Source organism: Trinickia sp. (genome assembly GCF_035492435.1).
GTDB lineage: Bacteria > Pseudomonadota > Gammaproteobacteria > Burkholderiales > Burkholderiaceae > Trinickia.
Window position 1 is genome coordinate 1 of record NZ_DATJJF010000028.1, and the last position, 19,262, is coordinate 19,262.

The 19,262-nt window shown below is 63.3% G+C and carries 17 protein-coding genes; 2 read left to right on the forward strand and 15 right to left on the reverse strand.

All coding sequences use genetic code 11. The features are described from left to right. From VL598_RS02520 to hpnI, 6 genes are all read right to left on the reverse strand, one after another. Window positions 1–386, reverse strand: a 386-nt coding sequence (locus tag VL598_RS02520) for an aminotransferase class III-fold pyridoxal phosphate-dependent enzyme (protein ID WP_325325128.1), incomplete at its 3' end; no start/stop codon positions are given. A 156-nt stretch (window positions 387–542) separates the two neighbouring features. Then, window positions 543–1,601, reverse strand: coding sequence for a GlxA family transcriptional regulator (locus VL598_RS02525; protein ID WP_325325129.1), 1,059 nt, complete (start codon window positions 1,599–1,601; stop codon window positions 543–545). Between the two features lie 351 nt (window positions 1,602–1,952). Next, window positions 1,953–3,023 (reverse strand): lysylphosphatidylglycerol synthase domain-containing protein, encoded by a 1,071-nt coding sequence (locus VL598_RS02530; protein WP_325325130.1) that lies wholly within the window; start codon window positions 3,021–3,023, stop codon window positions 1,953–1,955. Further along, window positions 3,020–3,889, reverse strand: coding sequence for a hopanoid biosynthesis-associated protein HpnK (gene hpnK, locus VL598_RS02535; protein ID WP_325325131.1), 870 nt, complete (start codon window positions 3,887–3,889; stop codon window positions 3,020–3,022). The genes VL598_RS02530 and hpnK overlap by 4 nt, the downstream gene beginning before the upstream one ends. Before the next feature lie 4 nt (window positions 3,890–3,893). After that, complete coding sequence (gene hpnJ / locus VL598_RS02540; protein WP_325325132.1) at window positions 3,894–5,315, reverse strand: hopanoid biosynthesis associated radical SAM protein HpnJ; 1,422 nt, start codon at window positions 5,313–5,315, stop codon at window positions 3,894–3,896. 93 nt (window positions 5,316–5,408) lie between these two features. Continuing rightward, entirely contained in the window at window positions 5,409–6,590 is a 1,182-nt protein-coding gene (gene hpnI, locus VL598_RS02545; protein WP_325325133.1) for a bacteriohopanetetrol glucosamine biosynthesis glycosyltransferase HpnI, read from the reverse strand. A 726-nt stretch (window positions 6,591–7,316) separates the two neighbouring features. Between hpnI and pdxY the strand changes: the two genes are divergently transcribed. Together pdxY and VL598_RS02555 are read left to right on the forward strand one after the other, a co-directional pair. Next, complete coding sequence (pdxY, locus tag VL598_RS02550) at window positions 7,317–8,168, forward strand: pyridoxal kinase PdxY (RefSeq protein WP_325325134.1); 852 nt, start codon at window positions 7,317–7,319, stop codon at window positions 8,166–8,168. Between the two features lie 146 nt (window positions 8,169–8,314). After that, the gene (locus VL598_RS02555) at window positions 8,315–9,178 is read left to right on the forward strand and encodes a cytochrome c oxidase assembly protein (RefSeq protein ID WP_325325135.1); all 864 of its coding nucleotides are present in this window, start codon (window positions 8,315–8,317) and stop codon (window positions 9,176–9,178) included. A gap of 109 nt (window positions 9,179–9,287) precedes the next feature. On the opposite strand, the gene VL598_RS02560 is transcribed toward VL598_RS02555, so the two are convergent. The 9 genes from VL598_RS02560 to VL598_RS02600 form a co-directional block, all read right to left on the reverse strand. Next, window positions 9,288–11,189: a DUF3857 and transglutaminase domain-containing protein gene (locus VL598_RS02560; RefSeq protein WP_325325136.1), complete on the reverse strand. Its 1,902-nt coding sequence runs from the start codon at window positions 11,187–11,189 to the stop codon at window positions 9,288–9,290. A 235-nt stretch (window positions 11,190–11,424) separates the two neighbouring features. Next, window positions 11,425–11,955, reverse strand: a complete 531-nt coding sequence (locus VL598_RS02565) for a hypothetical protein (protein WP_325325137.1) — start codon at window positions 11,953–11,955, stop codon at window positions 11,425–11,427. A 465-nt stretch (window positions 11,956–12,420) separates the two neighbouring features. Beyond that, window positions 12,421–12,726 (reverse strand): HigA family addiction module antitoxin, encoded by a 306-nt coding sequence (locus VL598_RS02570; RefSeq protein WP_325325138.1) that lies wholly within the window; start codon window positions 12,724–12,726, stop codon window positions 12,421–12,423. A 150-nt stretch (window positions 12,727–12,876) separates the two neighbouring features. Next, window positions 12,877–13,692: an N-formylglutamate deformylase gene (gene hutG / locus VL598_RS02575; RefSeq protein ID WP_325325139.1), complete on the reverse strand. Its 816-nt coding sequence runs from the start codon at window positions 13,690–13,692 to the stop codon at window positions 12,877–12,879. A 41-nt stretch (window positions 13,693–13,733) separates the two neighbouring features. Beyond that, window positions 13,734–15,140, reverse strand: coding sequence for a formimidoylglutamate deiminase (locus tag VL598_RS02580; RefSeq protein ID WP_325325140.1), 1,407 nt, complete (start codon window positions 15,138–15,140; stop codon window positions 13,734–13,736). Beyond that, the gene (hutI, locus tag VL598_RS02585; RefSeq protein ID WP_325325141.1) at window positions 15,137–16,387 is read right to left on the reverse strand and encodes an imidazolonepropionase; all 1,251 of its coding nucleotides are present in this window, start codon (window positions 16,385–16,387) and stop codon (window positions 15,137–15,139) included. Before hutI ends, VL598_RS02580 begins: the two co-directional genes overlap by 4 nt. A 28-nt stretch (window positions 16,388–16,415) precedes the next feature. Continuing rightward, window positions 16,416–18,104 carry a urocanate hydratase gene (gene hutU / locus VL598_RS02590; protein WP_325325142.1) on the reverse strand — a complete coding sequence of 563 codons (1,689 nt, stop codon included), beginning with the start codon at window positions 18,102–18,104 and terminating at the stop codon, window positions 16,416–16,418. A 38-nt stretch (window positions 18,105–18,142) separates the two neighbouring features. Continuing rightward, complete coding sequence (hutC, locus tag VL598_RS02595) at window positions 18,143–18,838, reverse strand: histidine utilization repressor (RefSeq protein WP_325325143.1); 696 nt, start codon at window positions 18,836–18,838, stop codon at window positions 18,143–18,145. Between the two features lie 150 nt (window positions 18,839–18,988). Next, a partial coding sequence (locus VL598_RS02600; protein WP_325325144.1) for an aromatic amino acid lyase occupies window positions 18,989–19,262 on the reverse strand: 274 nt, incomplete at its 5' end.

Consider the following 19,262-nt stretch of genomic DNA (forward strand, 5'->3'; position numbering starts at 1 on the left):
TTCTCCGGGCCATGCCGCTCGACAGCAACGCGACGCGCAAGCTTGAGCGCGGCCTCGTTGGCCTCGGCGCCCGAGTTGGCAAAAAACGCCCGCTCGGCAAACGTCAACGCTTCCAGCTGCTTCGCCAGGCGCAACACGGGCTCATTCGTATAGGCATTGCTGACGTGCCAGAGCGTCTCGCCCTGCTCCTGCAGCACGCGCACGAGCTCCGGATGCGCGTGTCCGAGCGCGGTCACCGCGATGCCGCCCGTGAAGTCGATGTAGTCGCGCCCCTGCGTATCCCAGACGCGCGAGCCCAGCCCACGCGCCGGAACGAATGGCGCAGGCGAAAAGACAGGCACCATGACGTCATCGAACGTTTGGCGATTCACAGCGAATGCGTTCATGGGGAAACCTCGTTGGATAGATGGCGTCAGTCTAGAGAATGTCTGCGACGCCGTCTTGCTCAGGCGCGACGCGATTTATCGCGTTCGGGGGCCCCGCTGCTTCGTCCCTTTGCCTCGCCGGCACCGCAAAAGGTCGCACGATGGACGTGCCGAGGGCTACCCCGCGGTAGGTTCGCCCGAGCCGTGCTGACTCGCCACCCAATTGCGCCGCTCTTCTCGCGGCGTGACCCCAAAACGGTCGCGGTAAGCATTCGAGAAATGCGCCGCCGAAGAAAACCCGCACGCGAGACTCACCTGCACGATAGACTTGCTCGTGCGCCTCAACTGCAAGCGGGCTTTCATGAGACGCAAGCCGAGGTAATACTTCGAGGGCACGGCGCCAAGATACTGACGAAACAGCCGCTCGAGCTGGCGTCGCGAAAGGCCGACGAGTTCGGCGATCTCATCGGTCGCGAGCGGATCCTCGATGTTGGCTTCCATCAACTGCAGTGCATCGTTGAGCCGGGGATGACGCTCGCCCGCGGCCGTCACCTGAGGAATACGCTGGCGCTCCTCCGCCGCGCGCAGCACGCCGAGCCCCAGCGCGTCCGCAATGCGCTCGGCGAGGCCCGGGCCGTGATCGCGCGCCACCATCGCCAGCATAAAGTCGGCGCCTGCCTGGCCGCCCGCGCAGGTGGCGCGGTCACGATCGATCTCGAAGATGTGCTGCGTGACGACCGAACGCTCGAAGCGCTCGGCAAACTGCTGATAGGCCTCCCAGTTGACGCTCACGCGGTAGCCCGACAGCAGCCCCGCCATCGCGAGCCACCAGACGCCATGGTGAAGCCCTGCGACTAACTGCGTACGCTGGCCGACCCGCGCCAGCAGGCCGAGCACGCGCTGGTCACTCGGACGCTCGTCGAACCGCTCGGTCACAACGATCAGCCAATCGCAAGCAAGGCTGTCATCCAGTGCCCCGTCGACGGGCAACCATGCGCCCGCGGAGAGCGGCACCGGGTGTCCGTCTAAGGAGTAAATCCGCCAGCGATAAAGAAGGCGGCCATCTATTTCATTGGCGAGCGCCAGTGCGTCGACGATCGGCGCGATCCCGGACATCGATAACGGCGAAGAAGCGACGATCGCAACCTCCGTTGTCCGCACCGGCGAGAGCGAGCGAGACGCCCCACGGCTCGACGCATGTGCCGCTGAGGCGACGGTGGTCTCACGCGAAGTCATGCGGTCCTACTCGATGCGGTACCGAAATGTCCGAAAGCGTCCCGGCTTCCGCTTTGTCCGCGCGCTCGACGGATCGCTTCGCGCTTCTGCTGCTTCTTGTGCGCGCGATCGTCGCCTGCTTGTCGCCGTTATGCTGAGCGAGCACCGTGCGCTGGGCGGCGGCTCGGGAAACCGGTTGAAACACGCTATGTCTCCGAATCGATGAGGAGGACTGCCGGACAGGCGAGCAGCCGGTACGCGCGTCGCCGAAACGCCGCCTCCCCTGCAAACGATACAGCATGATAAAGAACCGTTTGCCCGTCTCTCGCGCTGACTGTCAAGAACATGCCCAGCTTGCGAGCCTAGCTTGGTCTAGCCCACGATGTCGTGGCGCCGCTCCTGTTCGGCCGCTTTCTCGGACACAGCCAGACGTTGAACGCCTGCCGCTACCGGGACAGGCGTGCGCATGTGCGAGGGCATGTTCTGACGCGCGCGCGCCAACTCGGCGCATTGCCACGATGCGAGCGCCACGCAACCGAAGATCACCTCACGCATGCGCTTCACGAGCGCAAGCGACAGCGCCACGTCGTGATTAACGCCGAATAGTTGCGCGAGCAACACCACAGCCACTTCCTGGACTCCAAGGCCCGCCGGCACCATGAATGCTGCATGGCGCACCGCCTGCGTGAGTGCTTCGATGGCCAACGCGCCACCGATCGAGACGGGATAGCCAAGCAGTGCAAGCGCCCAGTAGGTCTCGAGCGCCCCGAGCGCATAGCCCGCGAACTGCCACATAAACGCCCGAAGCAGCAGGCCGGGGCGAGACATGAGCGCGTTGATATCAGTATCGAGCTGCTTGCCATCGATGCCTTGCAGCAAACTGTGCTCTTGGCCAAGCGCGCGCGCCGCGAAGCGCTCGATCGCATGAAACACCCCGCCACGCCGCAGCAGCACGACGGCGAGCACGGGCAAGGGAAATGAAAACGCCAGGGCAAGCGCGATCGTTTTCACGTGCCCGCCGCCAGTCGTTGCCACAATGAGCACGAGGCCCAGCGCCGAAAATGCATATTGGACGGCAATGGTCACGAGCACTTCGACAATGACTGACGCGCTGACCCGACTGGCATCGGGCACACGCCAGCGCGCGAGGCGGATGCCGACGATCTCCCCGCCGACGCCGACCGTGGGCAAAAGGCGGCTCACCGCCTCGCGCACGGTTGCGATCCACCAAAGAAAAAGGACCGACGCGCGGCCCAGCAGGAGAACACGCCACCCCAAAGCGTCGAGCAGCAGCGGCAAGGCGTGAAAGGGCACGAGCCAGAGCAGCGCGAACCCGGCCTGCCCGATGACTCGGACGACGTCGCCCGCCCCCCTGTGTATGACGAGCGCGAGCAAAATTGCGATGCCGATGGGCCAACCCGCCCAGTTCAGCCACTTCGTCACGGATTGCCGCTCTCTCGCTGGGCCTCAGCCGGCAAGCGTGCAACACGCGTGCCGCAGACGTCCATGAAACCACCTCGCGCAATACCCGCCATTGCCGCCGCCACGCGCGGCGAGATGAGCGCCGCGAGTTCGTCGGCATGGCGATATTCGCGCATCGACGCGGTGAGGGGTCCCTCCCCCGCCTCGGCCGGATGGCAATAAATCTCGCCGATGCCCTCGGGCAGCCGGGCGAGCGCATCGAGGATGGCAGCCTCGTCCATGCCGCCCGTGCTGGCAATGCCGACTACGTAGTCGTTATGCGCAATGCCGGCGCGTGCGAGCCGCGCGCGCATGAGCCCGATCCACGGCGCGAGCCACCAGGGCGCCTGCGCCTCGAACGGCAGGCGGATGGCGCGCAGGCCGTATTCGCGGCCGATCGAAAGGATGAGGGAAAGGACCGTCGGATGAACGTGAAAATGCTTGTGCGCGTTCACGTGATCGAGTTCAAGGCCTGTCGCGGCAAATGCCTCGAACTGCGCGCGGATCTCCCGTGCCAGCTGCGCGCGTACTGCTGGGAGAAAGAAGAAGCGAAAGCCGTCGCGCACCATCGCATCGCCGAACCGGCCGTCAGGCCCGACGAGCGCGGGAATTTCGGCAGCCGAGAGTGTTGCCGGGCCGTCGGCCAGCACGAGGTGCAGGCCGACACGCAGACTCGGCAGCCGGCGTGCACGCTCGACGGCGTCGTGAGCCGCCGGCGCGGCCACCATGAGGCTCGCGCTCGTCAGTACGCCATCGCGATGAGCACGCTCGACGGCGGCATTGACACGCGCATCGAGCCCAAAGTCGTCGGCGGTGACAATGAGCGCACGCTCGGCACGCGCAGCCACTCTGTTACGCCTCGTGTGCGCGCAGAAAGCGGAAGAACTCGACGCCCTCACGCAAGCGCCGCTTCATGATGTCCCAGCTCGACAGCATCTCGCGCACGATTTCCCAGATCTTCGACGGACGGAAGTAGAACTCCTTGTAGAACTTCTCAAGGTGGTGATAGATCTCTTCGCCCGACAGATGCGGATAGCTGATGGCAGCGAGCTGCACGCCTGAGGCGCTCACGAGGTTGATGACCTTGTTCTCCTCGAGCCAGCCATTCTCGACGGCCTGCTTGTAGAGCGCCGTGCCGGGATAAGGCGCGGCAAGCGAAACCTGGATCGTATGCGGATTGATTTCCTTCGCATAGTCGATCGTCTTGCGGATGGTTTCCGTCGTCTCGCCGGGCAGACCGAGGATGAAGGTGCCGTGGATCTTGATGCCGAGCTTGCGGCAATCCTCGCTGAAGCGGCGCGCGATGTCGGTGCGCAGGCCCTTCTTGATGTTCAGCAGAATTTGGTCGTCACCCGATTCATAGCCGACCAGCAAGAGCCGCAGACCGTTTTCCTTCATGATCTTCAACGTCGAATAAGGCACGTTCGCCTTCGCGTTGCACGACCACGTTACGCCGAGCTTGCCGAGCCCGCGCGCGATTTCCTCAACGCGCGGCTTGAAGTCGGTGAACGTGTCGTCGTCGAACATGATCTCCTTGACCTCGGGCATGTTGTCGCGAATCCACTTCACTTCCTCGAGCACGTTCTCGACCGAGCGCGTCCGATAACGGTGACCGCCGACCGTTTGCGGCCAGAGGCAGAACGTGCAGCGCGAGCGGCAGCCACGGCCCGTATAGATCGAGGCGTACGGGTAGTTGAGGTAGCCGATGAAGTAGTTCTCGATCTTCAGATCGCGCTTGTAGATCGGCGCGACGAACGGCAGTTCGTCCATGTTCTCGATCATCGGGCGCGGCCCGTTGTGCTCGACGGAGCCATCGGGCAACCGGTAGGACAGACCGAGGATCTCGGCGAACGGCTTGCCGTCCGCGACGTCCTTGCAGGTGTAGTCGAACTCTTCGCGGCAGACGAAATCGACGGCCTCGGTGGCCGTCAGCGAGTTATGCGGATCGACAGCAACCTTCGCGCCGACCAGACCGATCAGCACCGAGGGCTTTCTTTTCTTCAGATGCTCGGCGAAGAGCGCATCCGACGGAAACGACGGCGTGCTCGTGTGAATGATGACGAGGTCGTACTGCGCGGCGATATCGAGCGTCGCCTCGACCGAGGTGCCGTCTGCCGGCGCGTCGAGCACGCGGCTGTCGGGTATGAGCGCCGCAGGCTGCGCGAGCCAAGTCGGATACCAGAACGAACGAATTTCGCGCTTCGCCTGATAGCGCGAGCCGGCTCCGCCATCGAAGCCGTCAAAGGATGGGGCCTGCAAGAACAGGGTTTTCATGAATGCTCCGGCAACCTGTATGGATGCTGATGTCAAAATAGGAAGAGCGCTTGAAACGTGCGCTCGCAATGATGTGCTTCCAAAACAATTCAGTCAGGGACCATCGGACCCCTCTGCCACCTGCGCGACGACGGGCATGCGCGCGCCGCGCCAGGTGACGTGCGAGCCGAATGCCGCTGCGAGCCACTGCAGCGTCAGTAATCCATCGCGCAGCGGAACGAGCGGCAGCTCGCGCCAAAACGAGCGCGAGCCTCGCGCGTGCACACCGATACGCGCCAGCGCGCCGATCCCGGCCGATGCGATGAGGGCGGCGTCCCACACGCTGCCACCGTGGCCGGCAAGGCCAATCCCGAGCAGCGCGGCGATGATGATCCAAGGCGACGCAAACGTAATGAACAGGAAAGCGAAGCCGAACGGATTGATCGAGCGAATGGTACGCAGCCAGCGCGTTTCGCGCAGCCAGAGCGACGAAAACTTCGTCTCCGTCACGTCGGTGTCGACAACGACCTCAGACAGCACCGTTGTGAGGCCCTGTGCACGCGTGTGCTCGGCCAGCCAATAGTCGTCGGCAAGACAATCCTTGAGCGCTTCGAAGCCGCCGCTCGCGGCGAGCGTCGATGCACGCAGCGCGAGCGTCGCGCCGAAGCCGAACTGCCGCGAGCCCGTCGCATAAGCCACGCGCACCGACGGGGCAAACCACTCGTTGATGAAAAGCGCGCCGACGCGGGTCCAGAAACCGCCGACGCTTCGCGCTACGTAAAGACAGGTGACGATGCCAACGCTCGGGTCCGCCAGCGGTGCCGTGACCGCTTCGAGATAGTCGGGTTTGACGGCGATGTCGCTGTCCGCCAGTACGATGAGCGGATGCTTTGCGTGCGCCGCGAGGTTGATCAGATTACTGACCTTGAGGTTTTTCCCGTGCACGCGCGGATCGATGACGAGCTGGATGTCTCGCTCCGGATAAGCGGCCTCGAGACGTCGCACGACAGCGATCGCCGGATCAGTCGGCGACGAGACGCCGAAAAGCAACTGATAGCGTGGGTGGCTCTGCTGACAAAATGTGGCGAGGTTTTCAAAAAGCCGAGGCTCGGCACCGCAAAGCGGCTTGAGCACCGTGACCGCTGCGATCGGTGCAGGCTGCCACTGCCCGTGTTCCGCGCGGCCTGCCTTTTTGCGCACCGAGGGCAAGACGCAGGCCGCTACGAGCGCGTAGAATGCTGCGGCGCAGCAAAGCAGCACCAGCAGCCAATCCGCAACCACCGAGGTCGTCACCATCTCGTCAGTTACCACCAGCCAACGTCACCGCGCGTCGCCGCCCGGCGCCACGCGATGGTTCATAAGACCGCACTCCGTCGCACGGATGGCGCACAGCGAGGACGGGTAAAGCATAGCTGGCACGTTGGGTCACTCCTTACAGATGCCCGTGTCGCCCGCCGGCTCTGCGTGACTTAACGCGACGCACAGAAACACGCTCGCCGAGCCCTTGCCGCTCTGCGGCTTTGGCGCTGGCTCACACATCTGGGGCAAAGCACGAAAAATGCACCGACGGAGACGATCATCCGCGGCACTCGGCCCGAAACCCTACCCGACGCGCCGCGAGGGACGCGTGTTTTGTCGTCGCCTGCACGAGAAACCGCAAGCTCTTTTCGAAACCCTGAATTGTAGCAGCGAGCGCGAGGCGGCGCAGGCACGCGCGGCCTTTTTGGAATCCAGCGTGTGGCCATGCGGCAACAACATCCGGCGAGCTACGCCATCGGCCACCCGCTTTCCGCCTTTCTGTCCCCTTTTTGCAGGGAATCGATGACGCGGCGCAACAACTCATGTATCGTGTTTCGAGGAATTGCGTGCGGTACGGCACACCGCGCCGGGCCGCACGTGTCGAAGTGCGCCACTCGACGCGGCGAGAGCCGGTCAAGGGCCGATCAAGGGCCGCGGCCTGTTCTCGCGCGACAGCCGCCCTGTCGACCTCGAACCGCGCTCGACGCGCGAAGCGAAGCCATCATGAAAAACGTCCTCAGCGTTCAGCCGCATGTGGTCTTCGGCCACGCGGGCAACAGTGCGGCCGTGTTTGCAATGCAGCGGCTCGGCGTCAACGTCTGGCCGCTGGAAACGATGCAATTCTCGAATCATATGCAGTACGGCCACTGGACGGGCAGCGCGATCGACGCCCAGCAGATGGCCGAGCTCGTCGAGGGTATTGGCACAATCGGCATGCTGAGACGGTGCGACGCCGTCCTCACGGGCTATCTGGGTTCAAGCTCCCAAGTGGAAGCCGTCGTCGATATCGTACGCACCGTCAAAGCATCCAACCCACACGCTTGCCATTTCGCGACGCCAGTCATCGGCGCTGGCGCCGGGCTTGCCGTCGACGAATACCTGCTCGAAGCACTCCCCCTGTCGGCCGACGGGCTCGCTCCGACGCACGACGCCCTGCAAAAGCTAGTGGGACGCACGATAGAGACGGTCGACGAAGCCGTGTTGGCCTGCCGGGAAGTGATCCGGCGCGGGCCGCAAGTCGTGCTCGTCAAGGAGCTGCGCGACCGCAACAGCCGCGCAGATCGCGTCAACCTCATTGCGGTGACGGAGAACGAAGCATGGATGAGTCAGTATCCACGCTATCCGTTTGCCCGGCAGCCCGTCGGCGTCGCCGACCTCATGAGCGCGGTGTTCGTGGCGCGGCGCCTTGTCGGCGATACGGTGCGCACCTCGCTCGAACACGCGGTGTCCGCCGTGCATGCCGTACTGAAGGCCACTTTTGAAGCCGGCCGCTATGAGCTGGAAATCGTCGCAGCGCAAGACGACATCGCGAAGCCGCGCGACTGGCTGGGCGCCTGGTTCGTCGAGGCCGCCTAGAAACGGTGTTCAGCACGCGTTGGCCAAAGAGAGCCTTCACCGCGTGCGCGGCATGCTCGCGCCTGCTAACATCGCTCTCGCCAAGCAGCAAGGCACGTGAAGCGTAAAAGCGTGAAAGCCGCACCCTCGCCGTCGAACGATCCGTCATGTCCCTTTTGAGTCTGCTCGATCCTTGGGAGCCCTCCCCGGTGCTCGTGGCCGTTTTCTTGGCCGTCACCGTGCTCTACGCGCGCGGCGCACGCCGCATTCCTGTGACGCTCGCGCGGCAGGCTGCTTTCTGGACAGGACTCACCCTCTTCTACCTCGCGCTGCATACCCGGCTCGATTACTACGCCGAGCACCAGTTTTTCGTTCATCGACTGCAGCATCTCGTGCTGCACCATCTGGCCCCGCTCGTTTTGATGTCCGCCTATCCAGGCGCCGTTCTACGCGCAGGGCTGCCCCTCGCATGGCGCCGCAATCTGCGTCGCTGGCAGCGCGGCACGGCGGCCCGCATGGCCGCGGCCGTCTTGCTGAATCCGACGTTCGTTTCTTTGGCCTTCGTCATTTCCGTCGTGTTTTGGCTGGTTCCGTCCGTGCAATTCGTCGCGATGCTCGACTGGCGCATCTATACGTTCATGAATTGGTCAGTCGCCGTCACGGGCCTCGCCTACTGGTGGATGCTGCTCGATCACCGCCGGGCTCCGCCGAGTCGGGCGAGGCCCGGATTGCGGGTCCTGTCGCCCGTCATCACGATGACGCCGCAAATTCTGGTTGGCGCGATCATCACTTTCTCGACGCAGGATCTCTATCCCATTTTCACGATTTGCGGCCGTGCCTTCACGGGAATTGCACCGGCGCTCGACCAAAGCCTCGGCGGCCTCATCATGTGGGTACCCGCCGCCGTGCTCGAGGCCATCGGCGCCATGATGGCGCTGCGTCACATGATGCGACTGTCGGCAAGCTCGCCCCGGGTCGCCGTGCCCAAGCCCCGCGCCACTCCCCCCCGCACAGTTGGTGCGCAGCGCTGAAACGCGCCAACTCGCACGCCCCGGGCTGCCCCCAAGCGATACGGACGTGTTGTCCTTTGACCCGATCCGCCCCAAACCGCTTGCCTTCGGCCCACCGGCATGCCCGGCGTTACCGCGACACTGAAGGATGCTTCTGTCGCTGCGTCGCACCGACTTGCACGACGATCTGAGCCATCACATCGCGCTCGATTCGTTCCAGCGCCGGACGCATCTGCGCAAATGCTTCGGGCGAACACACCGCTTTACCGAAATCGACCCGCAGCCGCCTTGTTATCTGTACGACCCGCGACTCGGGATCGAAGAGGTAATCGGATACGTAGCTCAAACCACCCCCGCTGAGCGTCACCCCCGAGGGCACATAGATCGCCTTCGCATTCGGCGGCAAGACCATCTGCCCCTCTTCTTCATACTCGCCGCCGGTACAGATAAAGGGCTGGCTGCGTTGCCTCACCGACAGCCACGTCTGAACCTGCGTAGCGATACCGCCCGCAAAGCTCGAAAGGGCCGGCACACCCGTCATGCCGTCGGGCCAGACGAAATGATCAAGCGTGCCCGTCATCGTCACCGCGAAGGGATTAGTCGTCGCATCGACGTCGTCCGTGGCGAGCGTCGCGCTGCCGCGCAGCCCCGCTTTCTGTAATCGCTCATGGGCGATCTGCCGCATGCGTTCACGCGTCGAGCGCCGAAAGACGTTGCGCTCGAGCTCAGCCGTAAATCCGCTGTCCTCGACGCGATATGCGTATTGACCCGCCCCGCTCGCATCGACGTCGATCTGCAACCGAACGTGACGCGCGCGCGGCTGTGTCGCCGGCGTACGCACGAGGATGCCGCTATCGACGAGCAGCGCGGGCCTGTCCATGTCACTCGCCGGCAAATCGCCGAACGCAATGCCGCCACCGCCCGTCGTATCGGCAAAGCGCGCGAGTTCGGGGATCCATACGATGACGTGGTTGATCGCGCCCACGCCATAGCCCGGCACCGAAGGCAGCGTATAGACGGAGCCGAGCCCGATCAACGCCGGCTCGCTTTCGATGCCCACCGCGGCCAGCAACGCGACCAACAGCGCCACATGGTCTTTGCAGTCGCCATAGCGGTGGCGCACGATGTCGACGACGCGATGCGGCCGCGCGGCGGTTTCGCCAACAAATAACGCGACGTAACGGATGTTCGCGCGTACCCAGTCGTAAAGCACGCGCGCCTTCGACGCCGCATCGGGCGCATTGGCCGTGAGGGCACGGGCAAGCGCGACGACCGACGGATCGTCGGCGCTCGGGTCAACTGCATCGTCCTTGTAACGCTTCGCAAATGCGGCATAGCTCGGCACCGTCGTGACAAGGAGACGGTCGCCATACTGCGCGTACCCAACCGCATCGGGCTCGGGGGATGCGTAACGACCGTGGCGATAGTCGAACACGTAGCGCGTGCGAGTGCCGTCGGTCATGGGCGGGCTGGCCGCATAGGCCCGCGCGTCCGCGTAAAGCGGCATGTCGGCCGGCAAGTCGAAGATCAGTTGTTGATGGTCGACGGGTATCCGTTCCGGCTCGATGTAATAGCCGAACATGCCCGGCTCGACGGGCTTGATGCGCGTCTTTCGAAACACGACGTGCACACGCCATCCCGGCTCGATACCGGGAAAAATCACGGCCCGCAATACGCCGTCCTGGAACGTCGGGGCATCGGCCGAGCGCGGCTCTTGCACATCTCGGATCGATTCAGGGCCGACCGGGTATGCGTTGCCGTTTGGATCGATCGATTCCGCCGTGAGCACAGACAGTTGCTCGCTGCCTTTGTCAAACCAAAGGTAGCGCTGCGCAATGGCGTCGACGCCGGTCGGGGTGTCGGCACGCAGGATTGTCTCGTCGTATTCCTCGCTGGTGCCATCGCGCTGCACGACGAACAGATGCACATCGGATTCGATCGTCACGGGGGCGGGATCGGCCGCGTCGGCGTGCGCTTGTGGCGCAATGCCCACGATCGACAGTGCAACGAGCACCGAATGCACGCAGGTCATTCGGGGGCCGATTCGAAAAGCGCTTGCCGAAGGCATGATTGGCACGAGAGCTGATCTGAGGCAACACCAGCAAGCGATCCATCCTCGGCGCCTGCTGTTTATACGCCGAACACACACGCTGCTACACGGACGGCCCGATTCAGGTCGCCGGCGGCGCAGCACCTTGTTCGGTTATAGGACAGGTTGTCGAGCGGTGCGCGCAAGGCGACACGGCGTGCGTCGTCTACGCGTGCTTTTAAGCACTTTTCTTCTCTAAGTAAGGCTTCAGGCCGCCGTCGTCGGATGGTTCGTACGCTGCGATGTCAGGTGCCAGCTTTTTGAGGGTACCTAAATGGGAACGACCCACAAACATCCCGAAGGAGACACTTTGGCCGCCTTTACTTTGGACGGCGTAACGCTCCACAGAGCCGAGAAACTTCCGATTGACCTCCTCTCCGGTTCGCCACTTGGTATAACGGAGATTGTCGAGGAAAGACTTTTTATCTTGATACTGCTTTGGCGTCGGCACCTCGATACCGCGAACATCGATTCCGTTTTTTGCGGCCAACGTGCTCATTTGATGCACCTGCGCCGCAACGCCGCGTCGATAGTGCTTTTTAAAAGACTGCAGGTCCGCCTCGATTTCATCGACGCCCTTGCCAACCGGCGACATATCCTTCGGATAGTATTCGAGCAGAATCACATCCAATTTTCCGGCAAGACCAGGCAATGCCCTACTGAATGCGGCCATCGTATTCGATTCATTATGCACGTCGCCGACGAACATCCCCTGATGGGGTCCATAATTACCGAACTGCAAAGAAGGTTCCCAAGACAGATTATCGGGCGCCGATAAAGTGCGCCTCAGAGACCGCGCCGGAGCGGGTACATACTGAGAACCGCGGCCCCCAGTGCCTCTCAATGCGACTGTCGGAGACGCTTCAATTTGTGGGGAATGGAGAGACGGGATGTCATTGCTGCCTACACTTAGGCGATTGCGTCGCTGCCGCTCAGCAGGCGTTCTCAGCATGGTCTTCCTCGCAGGGGAAAGCGACCGTCTTAGCCGGAGTCTGCAACAAAAATTCGGATCTCTGATTATAGAGGCACGCCGAGATTTATCACTCAAACCTCCTTGATCCAATCAATCAAGGTTTCTCACATATTAAGAATTCGACTCTCAACTTAATCATTTTTATACCGCCCGCATCCAAAAATCGCAGCACGGCAACTTGAAGGCGATCGACAACCCCGATTAAAACAGCGACCGCTGCCGCTGCTGCGTCACCGGCACAATGCCGAGCCCGTCGAACTTTTGGCGCGCCTTTGCCAGATCGTGCACCACTTGCCTTTGCAGCCATGTTTCCGCGCCACCGCCAAATGCCTTGTCCAGGCGCAGCGCCATTTCCGGTGAAATTCCGGCCTTGCCGCTCAAGAGGTTCGTCAGCGCCTGACGGCTTACGCCGAGCACCTCCGCGCCTTGCGTCACGGTCAAATTGAATCGCTGAAGGCAGGTCTGGCGCACAATCGCGCCCGGATGATTGAAGTCGGAATCGGCCATGGGGCGACACCTTATCGGTCAGACGTTCGCCCGTCAACTGACAAGTGCTGATTGTCGCCAAGCAACGACATGCCACCAAGGCCCCGGCGCATGAACGCTTGGCACGCCGGCCTCGAACCGTTGCCCGTGCCAAGCCACGCCTGAGTCCGATCAGGCTTGCGCGACCCGTGCAAGGGCCTCGTCGATCAAAGCCGCCAAAAGCGGCTCGATCTTCGATGCACGCGCCGGGTCGTAGGCGTAAGGCGGTGTTTCCTCCATGTACGTCACCTGCGAAAGCTCGAGCTGCACTGCATGGATGCCCTCGTCCGGCACACCGTAATGCCGCGTGATATAGCCGCCCTTGAAGCGTCCGTTGGCGACGCACGTATAGCCGCCGCCGTGACGCCTGACGCATTCGGTGAGCGCTTCGCCCATCCCCGTCGCCGCGCTGGCGCCAGCCGCCGTGCCAAAGTTGAAATCGGGCAAACGCCCCTCGAAAAAGCGCGGCACCTGCGAGCGAATCGAATGGGCCTCCCAAAGCAACACCTTGCCGTGCCGCTCCTTCAACGCCGAGAGCTCCCGTGCCAGTGCGTCGTGGTAAGGCTGCCAATACTGCACGCGGCGCCTCGTCGTCTCGTCGTCCGTCGGCTCGCCGCCTGGATGGTAAAGCGGCGCCTTGTCGAACGTATCGATCGGCACGAGGCCCGTGGTGTCCTGCCCCGGATAGAGATTCGCGCTATCGGGCGGACGATTCAGGTCGATCACGTAACGCGCATGCGTCGGCACGATCAACGAAGCGCCACGTGCCACTGCGAACGCGTAAAGCCGCTCGAGATGCCAGTCGCAATCGTCGACCTTTCGGGCAACGTCCGTCATGCGCGCGGCGAGTTCGTCAGGAATGTGCGTGCCGACATGCGGCATCGAAATGAGAAGCGGCAGTTGCCCCTGCCGCAAAGAGAAAATCGGTCGATCGGTAGATAAACTCATGTCAGGGCTCAGGATCGGCGAGTCATGCAGCGCATCGCGCTTTAGCGCAACAGCTCCGCCATGGCGTGGCGATAAGCGGCGTAGGCTTGCGCCTCGTCGACATGCGTGCCCGCCTGCACCACATGTCGGCCGCCTGTGTAGACATCACGGATCGGCGAAGCACCTTGCTCGCAGAATACGACACCCGATAGCCACATGTCGCGCGCACGCATATCGATACTCGGATGTTGCGCATCGAGCACGAGCCAGTCGGCGCGGCAGCCCACCCGCAACGCGCCGATAGCGCGGCCAGTTGCTTGCGCGCCGCCTGCGAGCGCGGCGTCGACGAGCCGCTCGGCCACCTGTGGCCGCGTGTGTGACGCTAACACATTGCGCGCTCGCCATACGAGACGCTGCCCGTATTCCAGCAAGCGCAGTTCCGCGCGCCAATCGACGGCAATCTGGCTGTCCGAGCCGATGCCGATGCGCCCCCCCGTATCGAGATAGGCCTGAGCCGGAAACAAGCCGTCGCCCAGGTTCGCCTCGGTCGTCGGACAAAGCCCGGCCACGGCGCCGCTCGCCGCGAGCCCTGCGACTTCATCACCGTCGACATGCGTTGCATGAACGAGGCACCACCGTGCGTTGATGTCGAAATGCTCGAGCAGCCAAGCAACCGGGCGCATGCCCGTCGCCGCCATGCACTGATCCACCTCGGCCGTCTGCTCGGCGACATGGATATGTACGGGCGCCGTGGGCATGCTGCGAGTCACGCCATCGATGAGGATTCGCAACGAGGGCTCTGAGACGGCGCGCAGCGAGTGTGGAGCGACGCCATAGGCGAGAGCGCCATGCTCGGGCCGTGCCTGACGCAGCGTCGACAGCAGCTCGAGCAGCTCGTCCGGCGTGTTGACGAAACGGCGCTGCTCGTCGCCGGGCGCGCGCCGATCGAATCCACTGTGCTCATAGAGCACCGGCAGCATCGTCATGCCGATGCCCGCCCGCGCGGCCGCGTCGACAACCCGCTCGGCCAGCTCGGCACGGCTCGCGTACGCGCTGCCATCGGGCGCCCGGTGCACGTAGTGAAACTCACAAACGGACGTATAGCCGGCTTTGAGCATCTCGACGTAAAGCCAATGCGCGACTGCCGCGAGCGTTTCGGGCGTGAGGCGCGCGGCAAGCCGGTACATCAAGTCGCGCCAGCTCCAGAAGGTATCGCTCGCCTGTGCCCGATACTCGGCCAGCCCTGCCATGGCGCGCTGAAAGGCGTGCGAGTGCAGGTTCGGCATACCCGGCATCAACGGGCCACCGGCTCGTGCCACGTAGGGCGGCGCGCATGCATCGGCCGTCACGCCGGTCAACACGCCATTCTCGTTCCATTGCAGCAGCACATTGCGACGCCATCCTTCGGGAAGGCAGGCGTCCTCTGCAAAGAGAAAATGTGATTGCGGCGAGGAGGATTCGATCGTCATGTCACGCTCCGGCCTGACGGCAAAGCATCGCCTGCATGGTTTGCATAGACCGTCATACCGCCACGGACAACCCGTGCAGCCAGCGGCCGCCCAATCCAGTACGGCAGCTCAGCCAGCGTATCGACGCGCCATGCAACGAAATCGGCCTGCCGCCCAGCTTCGATTGCGCCATGACGTGACGCTGCCCCCAGTGCGCTGGCCGCATGACAGGTCACGCCTTTGAGCGCCTCGGCGGCGGTCAGGCGAAAAAGCGTGCACGCCATGTTCATCGTCGCGAGCAACGACGTGGTGGGCGATGTGCCGGGGTTGCAATCAGTTGCGATTGCAATGGGCACTTTGTAGCGTCGCAGCAAATCGAGCGGCGGCAACTTTGTCTCGCGAATGAAGTAATAGGCCGCCGGCAAGAGAACGGCAACCGTGTCCGCTTCTTTCAATGCGGCCACACCGGCCTCGTCGAGATACTCCAGATGATCTGCCGAGAGAGCACGATAGCGCGCGGCAAGCGCCGCGCCGCCATTCGCACTCAGTTGCTCCGCATGCATCTTCACGCGCAGCCCCCGGCGCAGCGCTGCATCGAATACGCGCTCGCTCTGAGCAAGCGTGAAGCCGATGCGCTCGCAAAAGACGTCGACGGCATCGATGAGCCCTTCGTCGACAAGCGCTGGCATCATCCGCTCGCAGACTTCGTCGATGTACGCGTCGGCACGTCCGGCGAACTCGGGCGGCAAGGCGTGTGCACCAAGAAACGTGGTGTAGACCGATACCGGATAGCGGCGCCCGAGTTCGCGCGCCACGCGCAGCATCTTGCGCTCGCTCGCGAGGTCGAGCCCATAGCCGGACTTGATTTCGATCGCACCGACGCCTTCGGCAATCAGCGGCTCGAGCCGGCGCGCGGCCTCGAAGAAGAGCGTCGCCTCGTCGGCCGCACGCGTCTCTTTCACCGTCGACAAGATACCGCCGCCACGCCGCGCGATCTCCTCGTAGCTCGCGCCCGCGAGCCGCAGCGCGAACTCGCCGGCACGATGGCCGCCGAATACGAGATGCGTATGGCAATCGACGAGGCTGGGTGTAACCCACGCTCCCTGCAGATCCTCGCGCGGCCAAGCGGCGAAGTCAGTGGGCAGCTCATGCAGCGGACCCATCCATACGACTTTGCCCTCGCACACGGCGAGCGCCGCGTCGGCAAGCGTATCGTCAGGGTCGCCGCGCGCACAAAGATGGAGGTTCTGCCAGACCCGCTCTTCCATGAGGCAATCCTTTTTCGTCAGCGAGACTTCAACGTCCCATCATCGGCAGCGTCAAGCCGACCTCCCGCGCAGTGTGCAGCGCGGACTCATAGCCCGCATCGGCGTGGCGCATGACGCCCGTCGCAGGATCGTTGAACAAGACGCGCTCGATACGCCGCGCGGCGGCATCCGTGCCGTCGCAGACGATAACGACGCCCGCGTGCTGGCTGAACCCCATGCCGACGCCGCCACCGTGATGGAGCGACACCCACGTTGCGCCGCCGGCCGTATTGAGCAGCGCATTCAGAAGCGGCCAATCGCTGACGGCGTCGGACCCGTCGAGCATCGCCTCGGTTTCGCGATTCGGGCTAGCAACGGAGCCGGTATCGAGATGATCGCGGCCGATCACGATGGGCGCCTTCAGCTCACCGCGCGCCACCATCTCGTTGAAGGCGAGGCCGAGACGGTAGCGGTGCTTGACGCCCACCCAGCAGATGCGTGCCGGCAATCCCTGGAACGCGATCCGCTCGCGCGCCATGTCAAGCCAGTTGTGCAGATGCGCGTCGTCGGGAATCAGCTCCTTCACTTTCGCATCTGTCTTGTGAATGTCCTCGGGGTCACCCGAGAGCGCAACCCAGCGAAACGGCCCCTTGCCCTCGCAAAAGAGCGGCCGGATGTACGCCGGTACGAAGCCTGGAAATGCGAAGGCGTCGTGAACACCCATGTCGTGCGCCATCTGACGGATGTTGTTGCCGTAGTCGAGCGTCGCCGCGCCGCGCTCCTGCAACGCGAGCATCGCGCGCACCTGTCTCGCCATCGACTGCTTCGCCGGCAGCACGATGCTTTGCGGATCGTGGCGCTTGCGCTCCCGCCACTCACTGACGCTCCAACCCTGCGGCAAATAGCCGTTCACGGGATCGTGCGCGCTCGTTTGGTCCGTCACGCAATCTGGTGTGATGCCGCGCGCGACGCAGGCTTCGAAGACGTCAGCCGCATTGCCGACGAGGCCCACCGAAACTGGCTTACCACTCGCCTTCGCTGCCTCGACGATACCGAGCGCCTCTTCGAGTGTCGCCGCTTTTTCGTCAAGGTAGCGCGTTTTCAAGCGCATATCGATGCGCGTCTCGTCGCACTCGACGGCAATCATCGAGAAGCCCGCCATCGTCGCCGCGAGCGGCTGCGCGCCACCCATGCCGCCGAGCCCGCCCGTGAGAATCCAGCGACCGTTCGGGTTGCCGCCGAAGTGCTGGTTGCCCACGGCGCAAAACGTCTCGTACGTGCCTTGGACGATACCCTGGCTGCCAATGTAGATCCAGCTACCGGCCGTCATCTGTCCGTACATCATGAGGCCCTTGCGATCGAGCTCGTGGAAATGCTCCCAGGTCGCCCAATGCGGCACGAGGTTCGAGTTGGCGAGCAGCACACGTGGGGCGTCCGCATGCGTGCGAAATACGCCGACGGGCTTGCCGGACTGAATCAGCAACGTTTCGTCGTCGTTCAGTGTCTTCAACGTCGACAAAATGCGGTCGAAACACGCCCAATCGCGCGCCGCTCGTCCGATACCGCCGTAGACGACGAGTGCATGCGGATGCTCGGCCACCTCAGGGTCCAGATTGTTTTGGATCATCCGGTACGCGGCCTCGGTCAGCCAACTCTTGCACGTCAATTGCGAGCCGCGCGGCGCGCGCACCGTGCGCGTCGGATCGAAGCGTGGATCGGATAGCGTTGAATCGTTCATGAACTCCTCCTTGGGCGTGCGTATGCGTTCCGTGCGCGTCAAAAATGACCGGTGAAGCGATAGCGGTTGCCGGGATGCCAAAGATTGACCACCGACGCCACGAGCTCGTGGGTCCACGTGCGCCGATGCAGCAGCAAAGACGGCTCGCCGTCTGTCATGGCCAGCTGCATGCGCGTGCCGGGCTCGGGCAAGGCCGCCTCGATGCGATATTCGACGCGCGAGAGCGGCGCGACACGCACGAGGTATTGATTCGGCGTGATCTGCGTGAAGTCCTGAAGCGCGTACTCGGGTGCGGCCACTGGGTTGACCCAGCGCTCCTCCAGCTGAAGAGGCTCGTCGTTCTCGAAATGCAGCAGCCGCGAATGGAAAATCGGGCTGCCCGGCTTTATCTGCATTTCCTCGGCCAACGCGGCGTCGGCCACCGCGGCGCCCAGCGCGAGAACGCTCGCTCGATGGCGATGGCCGCGCGCAGCAATCTCATCCGAGATGCTGCGAATTGAGACGAGCGTCGATTCGTACTTTGGCCGCGCGACGAACGTGCCTGCACCCTGCACACGGGTGAGCACCTGCTCCGCAGTCAGCTCGCGCAGCGCGCGGTTCACTGTCATGCGCGCAACCTGGAACTCACGCGCGAGCTCGTTTTCCGAAGGCACCTGATCGCCCTCCGCCCAGGTGCCCGAACGAATGCGCTCGAGGATGAAGTCTTTGATGCTCTGATACGCGGGGGCGTTCATGTTCGTGTTCGTCTTTATCGACGTTGCTGCATCCTGCTCCATTGATCAGGACTCCTTATCGTCTTCGCCTGCAATTCGAGCCGCGGGCCAACATATGGCGGCGACTCAAGGCTCCTATGCGATGCGAAGGTATTTGAACGTGACGCGTACTTATGCAAACGTCAGAGGGCTAGCCTCAGCGAAAGTGCCGTTGCGCACGAGCTGCGCGATGACAGCAATATCAGGCGCGAAATAACGATCGAGCTCGTAATGCGGCACGACTTCACGCACCGTTTCCAACACCCGCTGCAAGGCAGCGCTGGTGGCGTGCGGTGCGCGAAGATCGATGCCTTGGGCAGCTGCGAGCAGCTCGATGGCGAGGATGTTGGCCGTGTTCTCTGCGATGTCACCTAGCTTGCGTGCGGCAAACGTCGCCATCGAAACG